This window comes from uncultured Psychrobacillus sp., from assembly GCF_938022135.1.
Classification (GTDB): domain Bacteria; phylum Bacillota; class Bacilli; order Bacillales_A; family Planococcaceae; genus Psychrobacillus.
Genome location: NZ_CALIED010000087.1, coordinates 15,970 through 33,994, shown reverse-complemented (window position 1 = coordinate 33,994; position 18,025 = coordinate 15,970). Strand labels below are relative to the sequence as shown.

Here is an 18,025-nt window from a genome sequence, read left to right as displayed (position 1 = left end):
CAGCTTAACCTTTTGTTGTAGGTTTATTCGCATTCTCACCATATTCATTCAACTCAAGCATCATGAACTACACCACTCCATCGAGTAGGCTTTCGTCAGCCGAACTGGTACGGTAGATTCTCATGCCTTTTCACCGAGCTTATAACACGGTCATTCTTACTAAATCCAGTGCTACTCGACTAAGAGAGAACCCTTCAGAGCGTTACTTCATCATTTGATTCTTCGATATAATCCTTCAGTTCCGAAAGGAACTGCCTAGCCTTTACCAGAGAGATGTAACCATCCTCTATTTGAACTAGGAACATTTCGCACAACTAAACTGCCCCGTTAATTTAAGTGTAACATTTCACAATGCAAAACCAATCCTACTCTTTAACATACCCTAAATTTATTACAAGTAGGGTTCGAATTCTATACTGTCAGTCAAAAGTATGATGCTTCTGATATTTATATGTAGACCTTATACATGATAAGATGAATATAACAGGTAGGTTAGATGGAGGAGTTATAATGCAATCGAAGGAACTTTCCAATATAGAGCTATTGAAAGAAATAGCAGAGCTAATCAACGAGGAAACAGATATGGAACAAATGCTACAGGGAGCGCTTCGTAAGCTTTTAGAAGGGACTATTTTTGAGACGGGATGGATTTTTTTCATTAATGAAAAAGGGAAGCAGGAGCTAATTGCGCATGAAAACCTTCCCAAGTCACTTGAAAAAAATGATTGCCGACACCTTCAAAAGGGTGGTTGTTGGTGCGTGTCTCGATATAGAAATGGAGAATTACAAAAGGCTTCTAACATAATAGAATGTCAGCGAATAGAAAATGCTCATAAAAAAGATGTAAATGATGAGGGAATCACACATCATGCAACAGTACCTTTACAGTCTGGGCAGGAACGCTTTGGTTTGTTAAATGTCGCTACAGCGAATACTGTCCGTTTTGAGGAAGGTGAGTTAGCCTTATTAGAATCTGTAGCATTTCAAATTGGATCAGCGATTAAACGAATATTATTGACTAAGCAAGAGCAACAGGTGGCGCTTGTTCAAGAAAGAAATAGACTTGCTCGAGATTTGCATGATTCTGTAAATCAGTTGCTTTTTTCAGTTACCTTGACTGCTCGAGGCGGCGTTGAAATGACAGACCAAGTCGAAGTAAAGAATACCTTTAAAGAGATTCAATATTTAACTCAGGAAGCACTAACCGAGATGAGAGCACTTATTTGGCAACTGCGCCCTAAGGGTCTAGAAACTGGAATTATAGAAGGGTTAAAGGGATACGGAGATATTCTCGGATTATCCCTAAGCATAAAGGTAAAAGGAGTAATCCAACTTCCGGCAAAGGTAGAAGAGACTTTGTTCCGCATAACGCAAGAGGCACTAAACAATATACGCAAACATTCTGGAGTGCTTAAGGCAGAAATTTATATGACAGTCACAACAACCGATGTGCTTTTAGTTGTAAAAGATGAGGGCTGTGGTTTTCACATGAAGGATTTAAAATCACTTCCTTCAATAGGTCTGCAAAGCATGAAGGATCGAGCAAACTCGATTGGTGGTACAGTGGACTGGGTGACAGAAGTCAACAAAGGGACAGAGATATTAGTAAGATTACCTTACTAGGGGGGATTGAAATGATAAGAGTATTAATAGCTGATGATCACCATGTTGTTCGCAGAGGTTTAATGTTTTTTTTGAAAACACAGAAGGATATGGATATCGTCGGAGAAGCAACTAATGGAAAAGAAGCTGTAGAACTGACCGAGGCTTTAAAGCCAGACATTATTTTAATGGATTTAGTTATGCCAGAGATGGATGGAATACAAGCAACCAAAAGGATAAAAGCAGAATATCCTGATATTCAAATTCTGATGCTAACAAGCTTCTCAGATCGGGATCATGTAATCCCAGCTTTAAAGGCGGGAGCAGCAGGGTATCAGCTAAAGGATATCGAACCAGACGACTTAGCGGACTGTATAAGAAAAATTATGCGTGGAGAAAACACTATCCATCCTGAGGCAACTAGTCAGATGGAAAAAGAAAATGAACCGAAAGAAATTCTTCCTCATGAGGAATATCCATTAACCCCTAGGGAGCAGGATGTACTGGCAGAGCTTACAAAAGGCAAAAGTAACAGAGAGATAGCATCCTCATTATTTGTCACAGAAAAGACCGTAAAAACTCATATTTCGAATATATTTGGTAAGCTACACGTCCAGGATCGAACTCAAGCTGCACTATACGCAGTAAAGCATGGTTTAACGGAATCGAGTGGGCAATAATCGTCCACTAATTTTTGGGAGAAAATAGAAGGAGGAGTACTGCCATTTAGGTACTCCTCTTTTAAGCAGCATTAGATTAAAAAAACAAAAGAACATTTTCAAAAGGCTACAAAATGTTCTTTTGTTTTATGTGTGTTTCCTAAGAGTCAATTTGACCAAGGGTCAGTATTTTATTTCTTTTAATTATAGCCTCAATTACTCCATCCGAAATTTCCTTCTGTGTTAACCACCTTGAATGGTTACCTTCTATGAAAAATCCCAATTGAACTTGATGATAGGAACAATTTTTAGGCAGTATAGCTTCTCGTTTAACTTTTTTTAAATCCGAGCTACTCCCTAAAATATGAATTAAATCCCACCTACTTTTACTAATGGAAACCTCCGCTGCAATTATTTTAAGTGCCTCTGGAGCAGTCGAGTGTATCCAAGCTACCACAATATCAATCCCACCGTTTTCACTAATTGTTGTATGCACCTTCTTTTGTAATTCAGCATTATTGTTATAGTTAAGAAGAAGTGGGGTTATATGATTATTTAAGTCTGTTTGTTCTATTAAATCTTTCATGCGTTTGGGATTCCTAGCGATAATCGAAACATGATACCCCTGATCTAATAACCAGAGGGAGACTCTGGATAGCATCCCAGTTCCACCGACTACTAAAGCATGTTTCATGATATTTTCTCCTCCTTACTATACAATTGTTCGATAGAAAAACGTTTCTGCCCGATGCAAAAACGTCTCATTTCAGTTGCACTATGAATTAAATAAGGTTCCATGTAGTGCTTCCATATAACGGGTGGCAGATCTTAGTACATTTTGCTTGGCCTCTTCTTTAATGACACGATGAAAGGCATCATATAAACGCGCAAACTTCAATTCTTTTATCCTAGTGGAAATCCTTTCTACAGTCGTTTCTGGAAGGGGGATAAAGTTTGGATAACTGTACATAAAGCTTACCCATGAAAGGTCAGCTACGACACGAATGATATCCCCAGTCATTAAAATCCCGCTTTGGTTATCTCCATTTTTCCATTCTAAAACTGTTCCACCTTTAAAATGGCCACCAATTCTATGAAGGATGATTCCTTCTTTTAATTCAAGTGACTCACCAGACCAAAAAACTATTCGCTCACTTGGTCTCATAACCCATTCTTGGTCATCTTCATGAATGTAAATTGGAGCGTTAAAGGCTTCAGCCCATTCTACTTGGCTAGAGTAGTAATGTGGATGAGATAAAGCTATTGCATCAATTCCACCTAAGTCTTCTATTTTGCTAATCGTTTTTTCATCAATATAAGAAATACAATCCCACAATAAATTAAAATTTTTGTCTTGTATCAAATAGGCTGTTTGACCAATTCCAAAACTGGGACAAGTGTTTATGCTGTATAGTCCTTCTTCTTCAATATTAATAGTATTTTTGTATTGGCCTTCTTTAATCATAGATTCTAATGTAGTCCAATTTTGTCCCTTAGAACTAATAAATTGTCTTTCTTCACTGCAAATTATACATTCATTTGGTTTCTCTAAAGAATTTTCATACTGAACTCCGCATGCCTTACAAACATATTTATCCAAAATAATCCCTCTTCTCTTAAAAAATATTATTTATTTTGCTTGTTCTGATATATCTTGTAATTGAATTGTATCACTATAAATAATGTGCTACTCTCATGCTTTTGATTGAAAATTCAACCATTGTCGACAGATTTAAGAGAAGATCGGGAGTATATTGTTTCAGAGAAATTTAACTAATTGCAAAAAAACGACCCTCTAAAAAGAGAGTCGTTTTCTATATCGATTATATTTAAGTATGATGTATTAATTATTCATCTATGGATTCTTCTAGTTCCTCATCCTCTTGATCTTCCGGAACTTTGACAACTTCTAGATATTGAATGTGATGACCGTCGATTTCTTTGACAGTAAATTCGTAACCTTGTTCTAGGAGCTTTTCACCACTGACCACATCGTAGCTTTTTGTCATAAACCACCCACCAATAGTATCGATATCTTCTTCATCAATATTAATATTTAGTAAGTCATTTAAGCTTTCGATTAACATCTTAGCGTCAATAATATAATGGTTTTCAGCAACCTTTTGAACCTCAGGCAGCTCATCTGTGTCAAACTCGTCGCGGATATCGCCTACGATTTCCTCGATGATATCTTCAATCGTGACAAGACCAGAAGTTCCTCCGTATTCATCCATTAAGATGGCCATGTGAATACGTTCACGTTGAATTTTAAGTAATAAATCAGCGATAGGCATGTTTTCAATTACTCGAATAATTGGCTGCATGTAGTCAGCTACCGGAGTAGTGGCGTTTGCAGGATCTCGTATAAAGGCTGTTAAAAGGTTTTTCATATTAACAAGTCCGATAATATGGTCTTTATCTCCATCAGTTACAGGATATCTTGTAAACTGTTCGACACCTACGACTTCAAAAACCTCACTAAGGGTTAAATCCTTATCGATGGAAGTAATTTCAGTTCTAGGAACCATAATTTCTTTTGCGATACGATCATCAAATTCGAAAATTTTGTTTACATACTTATACTCTGCTTGATTGATTTCTCCACCCTTAAAACTGTCCGAAAGAATCATTCGTAATTCTTCCTCGGAATGGGCTACTTCTGATTCTGAAACAGGCTCTAATCCAAACACCTTGGTCGCTAAGAAACGTGCCGATCCATTCATACCATGGATTACCGGATACATAATTTTGTCAAATATGACTAGTGGCTTAGCAACTGCCAATGTAATCTGTTCAGATCGTTGAATAGCAAATGTTTTAGGGGTTAATTCTCCAACTACTACATGTATATATGTTACTAATGAGAACGCAATGATAAATGAAAGTAAAGAAGAAACACTTTCTGGAAGCTCAAAATACTCAAATGCTGGATGTAAGATTCTTTCTATAGTTGGTTCTCCCAACCACCCTAATCCTAAAGCGGTGATTGTAATACCTAACTGACAGGCAGATAGATATTCGTCCAAATTGGAAACAACCTTCTTAGCATTAATAGCTTTTTTGTTTCCTTCAGCTAAAAGCTGATCGATTCTTGTTGTTCTTACTTTTACTATTGCAAATTCACTTGCAACAAAAAATGCAGTGAAAGCGATTAAGACAGCAAAAGCTGTCAACCGTATGGCTATGTCCAAATAATTACTTTGTCCCTAACCCAAATGGGGGGTAGAACAAAGTGTACACCTCCTGTTTTCTAAAAAAATAGTTTCTAGGTTTAATAATAAAATATATAAAAAGAAATTACAAATCTTTATTCTTTAGGTTGCGACTTCATATTTCCCCCTGTAATCTTGAGATATAGTTTTCCTATTTGTTAGATAATTTTAATGAACTAGGGGGTATGGAAAAATAGTGAAAAAATATATTGAAATAGCAAGTGCTTCAACGAAATTAGGGTTAACTTCTTTTGGTGGACCCGCTGCTCATTTGGCTTATTTCCGAGAAGAGTATGTGCAGAAAAGAAAATGGCTAGACGAAAAGTTATATGCTGACATAGTGGCTATTTGTCAATTCCTCCCGGGGCCAGCCTCATCTCAAGTGGGCATTGCCATCGGCATACTAAGAGGAGGAATAATTGGAGGGGTCATATCATTTTTAGGGTTTACCCTTCCTTCCATTATACTGCTTGTATTGTTTTCAGCATTTTTGATATCTACCAACTCATTTGACAGTGGGTGGCTACAGGGATTGAAAATCGTTGCAGTTGCCATTGTTGCTCATGCTTTATTGGGAATGCAAAAGACACTTGCACCAGATCGTATACGTATTTCTGTTGCAATAGCTTGTGCCATTTTAACATTGCTTATTCCATCAATTGCTGGTCAATTTAGCATATTGATTGCAGCTGGATTGTTTGGATTTATATATTTTCGTTCCGATGAAAATGAACCTGCTCCAAATATTAGGCTTCCTTTTGGAAAAACAACAAGTATTATTGCTTGGATCTTGTTTTTTGGACTTCTTATTTTTTTACCGTTATTGAAGCCATTTATAAATTCAACCTACTACTTAATTTTTGATATTTATTATCGTGTCGGTTCTTTAGTTTTTGGAGGAGGACATGTTGTACTGCCCATGCTTCAGCGAGAGGTAGCACTTTCCCCTGATGTATTTTTAGCTGGGTATGGTGCTGCTCAAGCGGTCCCAGGTCCATTGTTTACGTTAGCTAGTTTCTTGGGCCATGCAACAGCTGGTATTCCAGGAGCTTTAATAGCTACATTTGCCATATTTTTGCCCTCCTTTCTAATGGTAATTGGAATACTACCATTTTGGTCAGCTATACGATCGAAAAAAGGAGTTCAGAATGCCTTAAAGGGAGTTAATGCAGGTGTAGTAGGAATCCTTCTCGCTGCGTTATATGACCCGGTTTTTACTAGTTCAGTTAAAGAATCATCGGATTTCATCATCGTTTTAATTACTTTCACGGTATTATTTGTTTTCAAATGGGCTCCTTACAAGGTTGTACTGGTAAGTGCAGTATTAGGTTATCTTTTTCAGTTAATTTAATTTTAAAATAGTAATGTACGTTTTAAACTCGAAAAGCTACAAGTTATTGATTGTAGCGCCAGGAGGCGACTCCAGCATGATAAGTTAGACAGATAAGATGTCACAACCGCGCGCGTAAGCGACGGGTGATGGCTTATCACTCACCCCGCGAAAAAGCGTCCGACTAGAGTGAAGAGCATCTGAACTTCATTTCCATCTACTAACTGTTCGTCCTTAAATGTAAAAGCACGAATTTTCGGAATAATTTAATTGTCTATTTCTTCAAAATGTATTGACAACTAAACTTTTATTGAGATAATATTAAGTGACACTAAATAATTTAGAAATGGAGGTATGAATAATGATTCGTTTAAAAATTATCGCAAATAATTTAATAGCTCGTTCATACCTACCGTTAGACGCTAAATGACTGTTTAATAGCATAAGAATTACTATGTCTATTTTAAAGTGCATTACCGTATCATGGGTAATGCACTTTTTTGCGTTCTATTATTTCCAAATTTTGGTGAAAAAAATAAAGGAGGAGAGTTGGGTATGATTATTCAACGAGCTAAGCAAATTTTAATAAAGGAATCTCTTGAAGGCGGATAGTTGGTAAATGTAAAGGAAAGAAAAGAGGGACAATGAAATGTTTTCAGTATTATTTAAGTTAAAGTGGTTTTTTAAGGATCATTGGAAAAGGTACACTGTTGCAGTTGGTGTATTAATTATTGCAAGTGCATTTGAGATCTTTCCTCCATGGCTAGTAGGAAGGGCGATCGATACAATTACGCTAGGAAATATGAATAGCGACCTATTAATGGAGTATGTATTATATTTTGTAGGAATTATTGTAGTGGGATATATTTTAAATTTTATTTGGCAATATCAATTATTCGGTGGGTCTATTTCTATTGAGCGCATTTTACGCACGAAGCTGAATCGAAAATTTTTAAGTATGACACCGACTTTTTACGAGAAAAATCGTACTGGTGACTTAATGGCTCGTGCAACAAATGATTTGAATGCAGTTGCAACTACTGCTGGCTTTGGGATTATGACCTTAATAGATTCGACTATGTATATGTTAGCCTTGATTCTGGCAATGGGTTTTCTTATTTCATGGAAGCTTACTTTTTTTGCACTGTTACCTATACCAGTTCTCGCAATTATAATGCAATATTTAGGTAAAATCATTCATGAAAAGTATATGGTAGCCCAAGATGCATTTGGGGATTTAAATGATCGTGTTTTAGAATCTATAGCTGGTGTAAGAGTAATTCGTGCGTACGTTCAGGAACGTGCTGATGAGAAGAACTTTGCAGATATGAGTGAAGAGGTTTATCAAAAAAACATGGTTGTAGAACGAATTGACGCCTTGTTTGGTCCTATCACAAAAATAGGAACAGGTATTAGTTATGTCGTGGCACTTGGTTATGGAGCTTTTTTAGTTTCTAAGGGTGAGATGACGGTAGGAAACCTAATTACATTTAACGTTTATCTAGGTATGGCTATTTGGCCAATGTTCGCTATTGGGGAACTGATCAACGTTATGCAACGCGGGAATGCTTCGCTTGACCGTGTACAGGAAACGCTAGAGTACGATGCAGATGTGAAGGATCCGACTGCTCCAGTGAATTTGAAGGATGTAATGTCCATCGGTTTTGATGATGTTGGATTTCAATATCCTTTATCACAAGTGAAGAATTTAGAAAATATCCGAGTAAACCTACAAAAAGGGCAGACACTTGGCATTGTAGGTAAAACCGGGTCTGGAAAAACGACCTTTATTAAGCAGCTGTTAAAGGAGTATCCAATTGGAGCAGGTCAACTGACGATTGGAGATATCCCAATATCAGAGCAAACAAAGGACCAAGTATTAGAATGGATTGGGTATGTGCCTCAGGATCATGTATTGTTTTCTAGAACCATACGCCAAAATATTCTTCTAGGAAAAGAAAATGCTACAGAAGAAGAATTAGAGGAAGCACTTCGTTTAGCACATTTTCAACAGGATTTAATGAATCTACCAATGGGATTAGAAACGTTAGTAGGGGAGAAAGGGGTTTCCCTATCTGGGGGGCAGAAGCAAAGGGTATCGATTGCTCGAGCGCTTATCAAAAATCCAGAAATTCTTCTTTTAGATGACTCCCTTTCTGCGGTAGATGCTAAAACAGAGGCAAAAATTATCGAAAATATACAAAACGAACGCAGTGGGAAGACAACAATTATTACGACGCATCGCTTGTCAGGCATTCAGCATGCCGACCAAATCATCGTTTTAGATGAAGGAATCATTGTAGAACAAGGTACGCATGAGGAACTTCTAAAGCAAAATGGCTGGTACAAGGAACAATATGATCGTCAACAGCTTGAGGGGGTGTCGTCATGAGTACTGGAAAACGACTCTACCATTATGCGTTATTTTATAAAAAGCCAATTATTCTTGGTCTAATCTTTTTAACGATTGCTGTAATTGCCGATTTGACAGGACCATTTATCGCAAAACAAATTCTTGATGAACACATTACAGATGGTGCCATTGATCTGGAGCCGATATTAATGCTCCTTGCAGTATTCTTTGGTCTAAGTATTGTAACAGCAGTTTTTAGATATTTTATGTTTATAAACCTACAGGTTGGAGCAAATCGTGTTGTTCAGAAGCTCCGAAATGATGTTTTTCAGCATATACAAACTTTGCCTATACAGTATTTTGACAACCTGCCTGCCGGTAAGGTAGTTGCTCGTGTGACAAATGATACGGAAGCAATCCGTAATCTATATGTTCAAGTACTTTCACAGTTTGCAACCAGTATCATTTCTATTACTGGGGTCTATATAGCAATGTTTATTTTAGACGTTAAAATGGCAGCAATCGCTTTATTCGTCATTCCGATCGTATATATATGGATGCTAGCTTATCGAAAATATGCATCTCAATATAATCATATTGTGCGAACAAAGATTGCAGATATGAACGCCATGTTAAACGAATCAATTCAAGGAATGTCAATCATTCAAGCGTTTAAACGGGAAAAACAAATGGACCAAGAATTTGAGGAGATGAATGAAGAGCATTACAGTTATCAGCGTAAGCTTTTAAAATTAGATTCTGCTACCTCCTTTAACTTAGTACAGGTGCTAAGATCCATCATGTTTGCTCTATTTATTTTAGTGTTTGGTAGTCAGTCCATGGAACCGGGAGCAATCGTCTCTGCTGGTTTGCTTTACGCCTTTGTGGATTATACGACGAGATTGTTCAATCCAATTACGGGGATAGTTAATCAGTTCTCTCAGCTAGAACGCTCATTGGTAGCTGGAAGTAGAGTATTTGAATTGTTGAATGAAAAAGGGGAACAGGTAGAAGACAAACGAATGGAAAGATACGAAGGAAACGTGGAGTTTAAAGACGTGTCGTTTGCCTACAAAGGTGATGACTTTGTCTTGAAGAACTTAAACTTTGTTGCAAATAAAGGAGAAACGGTTGCCCTAGTGGGGCATACAGGCTCTGGGAAAAGCTCTATCATGAACTTGTTATTCCGATTCTATGACCCAACGAAGGGGAAGATTTTAATAGATGGAATAGATATCACGTCCCTTCCAAGGCAAACCATTCGTAATCATATGGGAATTGTATTGCAGGATCCATATCTTTTCTCTGGAACCATTGAAACAAATGTTAGTTTAAATGATTCTAGAATTTCACGGGAAAAAGTAGAGGCCGCATTAGAAGCGGTAGGTGGAGAACGTGTACTAAAAAACCTTGAAAAAGGATTAGATGAACCAGTAATTGAAAAGGGAAGCACCCTCTCTTCTGGTCAAAGACAGCTAGTATCCTTTGCAAGAGCGCTTGCCTTCGACCCGGCCATTCTTATATTGGATGAAGCGACATCTAATATAGATACCGAAACAGAAGAAATTATCCAGCATGCGATGGATGTATTAAAGAAAGGTAGAACAACCTTCATCATTGCACATAGACTTTCTACTATTAAAAATGCAGACCGTATCCTAGTTTTAGACCGGGGTGAGATTGTAGAGAGTGGCACACATGACGAGTTGCTGCAGCTACAAGGTCGCTACGAACAAATGTATAAGCTACAAGCCGGAGTTTCCCCTAATGCATAAGCATAAGGGGATTTTCCCTTTTCTAGAGACAAAAGATAGATAATTTCCTTCATAAACGAGTTGGTGTGTGCATTTCTCCACACATCTGTTAACAGACTCAACTAATTTACAAAATAAAGGAAGGATATTTTTGAAATAGATAGAATGTAGAGGAAAGGAGATGAGATAGTGAAAATAAAAGCATTCATTGCTATTTTTACGGCGGCCATCCTTTTAGGGGTTGGAAGTTACTTTATATTAGATAAAGAATCGAAAATAGGTGTAGTAGAACCAGAAGTTAAAGCAGAGGAAAAACCATCTGCAAAAAAAGTAAAAGAGGTATCTGATTCCGTACTTCCAGGTTCAAGGGGGAATTATAAAATAGATATTCGCCAGGCGGAGGATTTACGTTTTCACATATCTGCGGAGATTGAAGTTACGAATGAATCCAAAAGTGTATGGGAGGATATCGGTTTTTATTTTATCCCGAACGTTACGACGCTAGAGAACAAATACTTTATGCTTTCTTCTATAGGAGAAGCAGAGATTACTTCTATTAGAAGCAAAGATGGCGAAGAATTATCTTATAAATTGAATGATACCATGCTATATGTTACTCCAAAATCTGATGTTCAACCAGGTGAAAAAACGATATTAACAGTAGAATATTTCTTAAAGCCGCCAGTTAAAGGGCAACGACTGTCGAGAATACACAACAATATCTATTTAGCATTATGGTATCCAATGCTAGGTAGGTATACGAACAAATGGGATTTACATCCTTATTACCATGTGGGTGAATTCTATGATACAGGGTATGGAGACTATGAGATTACTTATGAGTTAGCTAGAGAATACTTAGTTGCTAGCTCAGGAGAAGATGGTGAACCTAAGCCTACCATTAGTGGTAAGACACAAGGAGCAAATATTAAAGATTTTTATATAGCATTTTTAGATCCGGAAGAATGGATTAGTGAGACACTTAAAGCAAATGATACAACGATCAGATACTTTTATCCCTATGATGTTCCAGATACTTTACACCTAATGATTATGGATGCTCAAAGAGCGTTTTTATTTATGGAAAAAAATATTGGGGATAACCCGACTAAAGAGTTAGATGTTGTTGCAAACGATTCAGGAATGGAATACCCAAATATTGTAGAAGTATGGGCTGATCCAGGGAGACATGAAAGAGTATTAATTCATGAAATTGCGCATCAATGGTTTTATTTCATGGTTTCCAGTGATCCTTATGAAGAATCCTGGTTAGATGAGAGTTTAACGGCACTATTGGAGGGGACATACCGTACATTAAGATATGATTCCAGTGAATTGGGCGAACAATTAGGATTTAATGAAATAAATATTTTTGCTGAAAGAAATACTCAGCAGGAAATTGCTAATATTCCAGTTACGGAGTTTGGTACGGATCTTGGTCCAGTGCTATATGGGAAAATTCCTGCAATTTTACGAGATTTCTTTAAAGAGAGAGGCGGACACGAAGAAACAATTAAATTTTTATCCGCTTATTTTAATGAATTTAAATATCAATATGTGGATACTGAGACCTTTGTAGAATTCTTCAATGAGTACCATCAAGAAGATCATACTGAGTTTTTCAAAGAGTGGCTTCTATTAGAATAAGACTAACGGATGGGCTCTATGGCACCATAGTTGATCGACCTTCCTCTCCCAACCGTAGTATGCTATACCCGTTCTATAAACATTTTCATCCTCTGTGGTGTAGCGCTGATTTTGAATACATGGATGGCTAACAAGAGCTTTAATAAAAAGGAAATCAAATTTAAATGAGCCTGGAGAAAAATCCTAGCTCATTTTTTGTTTCTTAAAACAACCTTTAGCTGTGAACACAGCTAATAGAAAGAGTTCATTTTGTAAATTCTTTCTTCTATAAAAATTTGGAAAAATTTAATTTAAGCAATTGTAATTTTCTGTCGGAACTCGTATATTTAGTGTAACGAAGTAAATGGAAGAGGTTGTATATGATCCCTTGGTTTGTAGAGTGGAAAAAGAAAGTAGTTTCCTTTAATCGTAATATTCGTATGTTTATGCTGGCTAATGTTCTTATTCAAATAGGCATGGGTGTTTTTTCTGTAATGTACAATTTATACATTAAGGAGCTTGGATTTCCCGAAACGTTAAACGGTAAAATAATCGCGATGACCTCCTTGGCTTCTGCAATCATGTTAGTGCCTGCCGGGTTTCTTAGTGACCGTTTTGGAAGAAAGAAAATTATTATGATAGGGGCAGCTGTCGCAGCAGGTACATTATTTTATAGAAGTTTGATGGTTAGCGAGCAGTCTTTAGTGTATGCTGCTTTTTTTACGGGCCTCTTTATGGCGCTTGTTCAAGTATCGGGAATACCTTTTTTAGCTGAGAATTCAACTGCCAGTGAACGGATGCATCTATTTAGTATTCATTTTTCACTTATGACTCTAGCCGGGGTAGTAGGGAGTCTAGGGGGCGGGGTCTTAGCTGATTTACTGCATGCATTAGGTGGTCTATCTGTAGAGGACGCCATCAAGTACGTGTTAATCATTGGAGCCACGATATTTACACTTGGTCTCCTGCCACTTACTAAATTAAATCCGGTAGGAACTAGAGCTACATCATTGGATGATCAAGATGATAAAAAAATACCTGAGCCAAGCAGCTTCAGAAAAAATGTGAAGATCATCATTCTATTTGGCTTTGCAAATTTATTAATAGGTACTGGCTCTGGGCTAGTAATTCCTTATTTAAACTTATATTTTTCTAATCGTTTTGATGCTTCGAATTCATATGTAGGACTTATTTTATCACTTGGATCGGCTATGACAGCGGTGGCGATGTTATTAGGTCCGGCTTTAGTTAAGCGAGTAGGAAAGGTGAAGGCGCTCGTTATTTTTCAGCTGTTATCTATCCCGTTCCTTTTTATAACTGGCTATACGAACTCTCTTGTAATTGCATCCATTGCCTTCCTAATGCGACAGGCGCTGATGAATGCGGGTAATCCAATTCAGAGTGCCATAGCCATGGAGTTAGTTCAGGATAAATATAAAGGGCTTGCGAATTCGGTCAATCAGATGGTGTTTAATGTGGGATGGGCAAGTACAGGAGCTATATCTACCGGTCTTGTAATGACCTTTGGGTTCTATTGGGGCTATGCTTATACATTTACAATTACAGGAGTATTGTACTTGATTGCCTCTACGTATTTCTTTTTGGTCTTTGGTAGGAAAAAGCTAGTTAATACGTAGAATAAAAGCAACCTTTGATAATAAACAAAGGTTGCTTTAAATATCATTTCTTTTTAACTTTTATTCGATAAGATAAGCAGTTTTCTAAGCTAGCAACCTGCTGATAGGTCCATGTGTTATAGTCCATTGCCCCCCCAGGGAAGTAGCCTACTACTTGTAAGCCTGCTTGATGACACAACTTATCTCTTTGTGCGGGTGCATAACATACTAGTATTTGTGTGTATTTTTTTTTTGCGTCCTCTACACTCCACCATGTATCAGTCATAGATTGGGTGTCCTTGATATACCCGTATTGCCGCCGAACTGTTGGATCACTTGTAGGCTGCATTTCTATTCCATTTACATTCTTCCAATATAAAGGCTGATAAATATCTATTAATGCAATTCCATCGATATCCAACCAGTCGTATATGCGTTTAAGTATGTGGACTTGGTCTTGATCAGATCCAACACCGAAACCATCTATAGAGAACACAATATCAAATTTCTTTTTCAACCTGACAGTATAAAAATCAGCACAGATAGCTTCTACGCTAGGGTGTGCGTTTTGAAGTGCATACTTGACTATTTTGTCAGCTAACTCAATCGTAGTAACATTTTTGCCTAACGCTGCAAGAGCATTTGCTAAATTTCCATAGCCTGCCCCTAATTCTAAAACAGCTTTAAACGGTTTCCCAGCTTGTTCTTGAATAGTGGCTGCTTCCTGTTGATAAAATAAAAAATCATTGTAGTTATGATCGTTTATAAAATCAAATTGTTTTTCATAAAATTTCTGTTGCCAATTGGAATGCATCTTTTTCCTCCTGTAATTTTATTTCTTACAGGTTGTACTTTAAATTTCGAATACCCATGAAGAAGAGCACCTCCTACTGACCTCAATTTTATCATAATTAGAATATTTCAAAAACAAATTTATAAATTTGTTTCGCTGAACGATATATAAATATAATATTTTTTCAATTCTGTATTGAATGTTAATTTTGTTTATAGTAAAGTTTGTTAAAAGTATTAGACTATATATTCTTAATTGTCTATAACTTTAGAAAGTACTCATATAGAGAGAGGATGAAAAAAGAAGTTTATTGAGGGGACTAATTTATGTAAAGTAAAGGAGAAAGCTAGAATGACAACAGTATTGAAGGAAGCATCAGCAAAAAAGAAAAAGTTAAGAGAAGCGCCACATCCATTCGTAATTTTATTTACGGTTGTCATCATTATGGCTGTGTTAACTTATATTATTCCAGCCGGACAATATGATCGTATAGAGAATGAAGACGGTCGTACGATTGTAGTCGACGGCTCCTATCAAACCATCGACTCTAGTCCTGCAGGCTTCTTAGATATTTTTAATGCTATACATAAAGGAATGGTCGAAGCTGCTCCAATTATTTTCTTTATTTTTATGGTAGCCGGTTCATTCAATCTATTTAGAGAGTCAAAGGCGATAGAAGGTGCATTTGGTTCCTTATCCACTAAGATGAAAGGAAAAGAAATGCTCATTATTCCAGTAGTAATGATGTTTTTTGGAGTGGCAGGAGCAGCAGTAGGAATGTTTGAAGAAGCACTACCTTTCATCATGATTTTAGTGCCGATTGCCATAGTTATGGGATTTGATTCCATCGTAGGGGCCGCCATGGTTATTGTTGGGGTTTCAGCTGGATTTACAGCAGCCTTTATGAATCCATTTACGATTGGAGTTGCCCAAGGAATCGCGGAGGTTCCGATTTTTTCAGGCATGGGTCCACGCATTGGCTTTTGGATTGCTTTCATGGCAATATCTATTGCATATGTCATGATTTATGCCAATAAAATAAGGAAAGACCCAACCAAAAGTATTATGTATGAGGAAGATAAAAATCGAAATATTGATATCGAAGCGATGAAACAGGACACTATTACAAAAACTCAAGGAGTTATTATAGGGATCCTGGTAGTCACAATGGTTGGAATGGCATTTGGGGTATTGAAATTTGGATGGTTTATAACAGAGATTTCAGCATTATTTTTAATCATGGCAATCGTTATTGGGTTGGTTAATCGACTGAAATTTAATGAGATTACAAAATCCTTTGTTCGAGGCTGTGAAGAAATAGTTGTAGGGGCATTAGTAGTTGGCTTTGCCTATGGGGCATTAGTTATTTTAAACGATAGTAATACAATTGATACGATACTTTACGGTATTACTAATTTAGTAGAGCAATTCCCTTCTAGCTTAACGGCGATCGGTATGTATGTTATGCAAACATTGCTTAATCTTATTGTTACATCAGGCAGTGGTCAGGCAGCTTTAACTATGCCTATTATGGCTCCTTTATCTGATTTGTTAGGAGTAAGCAGACAAACGGCAGTATTGGCTTATCAAATGGGAGACGGAATCACAAATATTATCGCACCAACAAGTGGGCTAATATTAGCAGCTCTTGCTATGGCTAAAATCTCTTATGGAAAATGGGTTCGTTGGTTGTGGCCATTAATTTTGATACAATTTATAATGGGAGCAGTTTTTGTGACGATTGCTCATCTATTCTTTTGGCCAGCATGATACAGTTGTGTTATTTAGGAGGATTACAATGGAAAAGTTATTTAATAGATTAGAAGAGATTTACCCCGAGTTAGTCGATTTCCGAAGAGATTTGCATATGTATCCCGAGCTTTCTCATCACGAGGTGGAGACGCCTAAAAAAATTGCTGCTTACTTAAGGAACTTAGGATTAGAGGTTCGAACGGAAGTTGGAGGGAGAGGTGTTTTAGGTTACCTAAAGGGTGGGAAACCAGGGAAAACCATCGCACTTCGAGCAGACTTTGATGCACTTCCTATTCAGGATGAGAAGGAAGTAGCATACAAATCAAAAGTTCCAGGAGTTATGCATGCATGTGGGCACGATTTACATACGTCTGCACTTTTAGGGGTGGCAAAGGTATTAAGTGAGCACAAGGACGAGGTACCAGGAACTGTAGTGTTCATCCATCAATTCGCCGAGGAGACCACTCCAGGTGGTGCTGAATATATGATTAAGGACGGTTGCTTAGATGGTGTGGACGTTATCTATGGTTCACATGTGATGTCTCTTCAGCCCTATGGGACATTTAGTGTGATAGAAGGCTATGCTTCCTCTGCACAGGATGATTTTTATATAACAATCCATGGTAAAGGGGGGCACGGGGCATCTCCTCATGAAACGATTGATGCTTTAGTGACGGGAAGCCAGGTTGTATTAAATCTACAGCAAATTGTTAGCAGAAGAGTAGATCCACTAAAGGCTGCGGTAATTACGGTTGGTTCTTTTCAAAGTGGAAGCACTACTAATGTGATACCTGACACTGCCTATATAAAAGGGACAGTGAGAACCTATGACGAGGATGTGCGCACACTAATCGAGCAGAAGCTAGAACAAGTAGTTAAAAGCACTTGCGAAGCTGCTGACGCTACGTTTGAGTTAAAATATGTGAAGGACTGTCCATCTATCTTTAACGACCCTATTGAAACAAAGCGTGTAGAGAAGGTGGCTAGTCAGGTTCTAGGGGCTGATAACATTATCCCAGGGAAACCGATGAACGGAAGCGAGGACTATGCGTATTATCAACGCGAGATCCCGGGAGCTTATTTTATCATTGGTGGAGGGAACGAGGAACTAAAAGCTACCTACCCACATCATCATCCTAAATTCGACATCGACGAACGCGCAATAAAGGATATTGGTAAAATGTTTATTGGGACTGTTTTTGAACAGCTAGAAAATTGATGGCAAGGTATTGGGAAAAGAGCTTGGAGAACCAAGCTCTTTTTCTATCTAGATTAAACATTCCATGTATGTACTCTTTGTCTTTAATATCTCTGCTCAATATATTCAT

At 37.4% G+C, this 18,025-nt stretch carries 13 protein-coding genes; 9 read left to right on the top strand and 4 right to left on the bottom strand.

Annotated features, from left to right (window positions below; translation table 11 throughout):
• The first annotated feature begins 510 nt into the window (after nt 1-510).
• Both Q0371_RS18270 and Q0371_RS18265 read left to right on the top strand, forming a co-directional pair.
• Nucleotides 511-1,623, top strand: a complete 1,113-nt coding sequence (locus Q0371_RS18270) for a GAF domain-containing sensor histidine kinase (RefSeq protein WP_298473910.1) — start codon at nt 511-513, stop codon at nt 1,621-1,623.
• An 11-nt stretch (nt 1,624-1,634) separates the two neighbouring features.
• A complete protein-coding gene (locus Q0371_RS18265) occupies nt 1,635-2,282 on the top strand; it encodes a response regulator transcription factor (protein WP_298473907.1) in 648 nt (215 codons plus the stop codon).
• A gap of 139 nt (nt 2,283-2,421) precedes the next feature.
• On the opposite strand, the gene Q0371_RS18260 is transcribed toward Q0371_RS18265, so the two are convergent.
• The 3 genes from Q0371_RS18260 to Q0371_RS18250 all read right to left on the bottom strand — a co-directional run bounded on the left by Q0371_RS18260 (nt 2,422) and on the right by Q0371_RS18250 (nt 5,452).
• Nucleotides 2,422-2,955 carry a short-chain dehydrogenase gene (locus Q0371_RS18260; RefSeq protein ID WP_298473905.1) on the bottom strand — a complete coding sequence of 178 codons (534 nt, stop codon included), beginning with the start codon at nt 2,953-2,955 and terminating at the stop codon, nt 2,422-2,424.
• A gap of 81 nt (nt 2,956-3,036) precedes the next feature.
• Complete coding sequence (locus Q0371_RS18255) at nt 3,037-3,864, bottom strand: hypothetical protein (protein WP_298473964.1); 828 nt, start codon at nt 3,862-3,864, stop codon at nt 3,037-3,039.
• 244 nt (nt 3,865-4,108) lie between these two features.
• On the bottom strand, nt 4,109-5,452 hold the full coding sequence (locus Q0371_RS18250) for a hemolysin family protein (RefSeq protein WP_298473903.1): 1,344 nt from the start codon (nt 5,450-5,452) through the stop codon (nt 4,109-4,111).
• Between the two features lie 214 nt (nt 5,453-5,666).
• Between Q0371_RS18250 and chrA the strand changes: the two genes are divergently transcribed.
• The 5 genes from chrA to Q0371_RS18225 all read left to right on the top strand — a co-directional run bounded on the left by chrA (nt 5,667) and on the right by Q0371_RS18225 (nt 14,173).
• Nucleotides 5,667-6,824: a chromate efflux transporter gene (gene chrA / locus Q0371_RS18245; protein ID WP_298473961.1), complete on the top strand. Its 1,158-nt coding sequence runs from the start codon at nt 5,667-5,669 to the stop codon at nt 6,822-6,824.
• 628 nt (nt 6,825-7,452) lie between these two features.
• Complete coding sequence (locus Q0371_RS18240) at nt 7,453-9,195, top strand: ABC transporter ATP-binding protein (RefSeq protein WP_298473901.1); 1,743 nt, start codon at nt 7,453-7,455, stop codon at nt 9,193-9,195.
• Nucleotides 9,192-10,931 carry an ABC transporter ATP-binding protein gene (locus Q0371_RS18235; protein WP_298473899.1) on the top strand — a complete coding sequence of 580 codons (1,740 nt, stop codon included), beginning with the start codon at nt 9,192-9,194 and terminating at the stop codon, nt 10,929-10,931. Before Q0371_RS18240 ends, Q0371_RS18235 begins: the two co-directional genes overlap by 4 nt.
• Nucleotides 10,932-11,099: 168 nt before the next feature.
• Nucleotides 11,100-12,557 carry a M1 family aminopeptidase gene (locus Q0371_RS18230; RefSeq protein WP_298473896.1) on the top strand — a complete coding sequence of 486 codons (1,458 nt, stop codon included), beginning with the start codon at nt 11,100-11,102 and terminating at the stop codon, nt 12,555-12,557.
• A gap of 359 nt (nt 12,558-12,916) precedes the next feature.
• Nucleotides 12,917-14,173, top strand: coding sequence for an MFS transporter (locus Q0371_RS18225; protein WP_298473893.1), 1,257 nt, complete (start codon nt 12,917-12,919; stop codon nt 14,171-14,173).
• A 43-nt stretch (nt 14,174-14,216) separates the two neighbouring features.
• On the opposite strand, the gene Q0371_RS18220 is transcribed toward Q0371_RS18225, so the two are convergent.
• The gene (locus tag Q0371_RS18220; RefSeq protein ID WP_298473890.1) at nt 14,217-14,966 is read right to left on the bottom strand and encodes a class I SAM-dependent methyltransferase; all 750 of its coding nucleotides are present in this window, start codon (nt 14,964-14,966) and stop codon (nt 14,217-14,219) included.
• Between the two features lie 330 nt (nt 14,967-15,296).
• Here Q0371_RS18220 and Q0371_RS18215 point away from each other — a divergent pair, with 330 nt between their 5' ends.
• Complete coding sequence (locus Q0371_RS18215) at nt 15,297-16,715, top strand: AbgT family transporter (RefSeq protein WP_298473887.1); 1,419 nt, start codon at nt 15,297-15,299, stop codon at nt 16,713-16,715.
• A gap of 28 nt (nt 16,716-16,743) precedes the next feature.
• Nucleotides 16,744-17,916 (top strand): M20 family metallopeptidase, encoded by a 1,173-nt coding sequence (locus Q0371_RS18210; RefSeq protein ID WP_298473885.1) that lies wholly within the window; start codon nt 16,744-16,746, stop codon nt 17,914-17,916.
• The last annotated feature ends 109 nt before the right edge of the window (nt 17,917-18,025 follow it).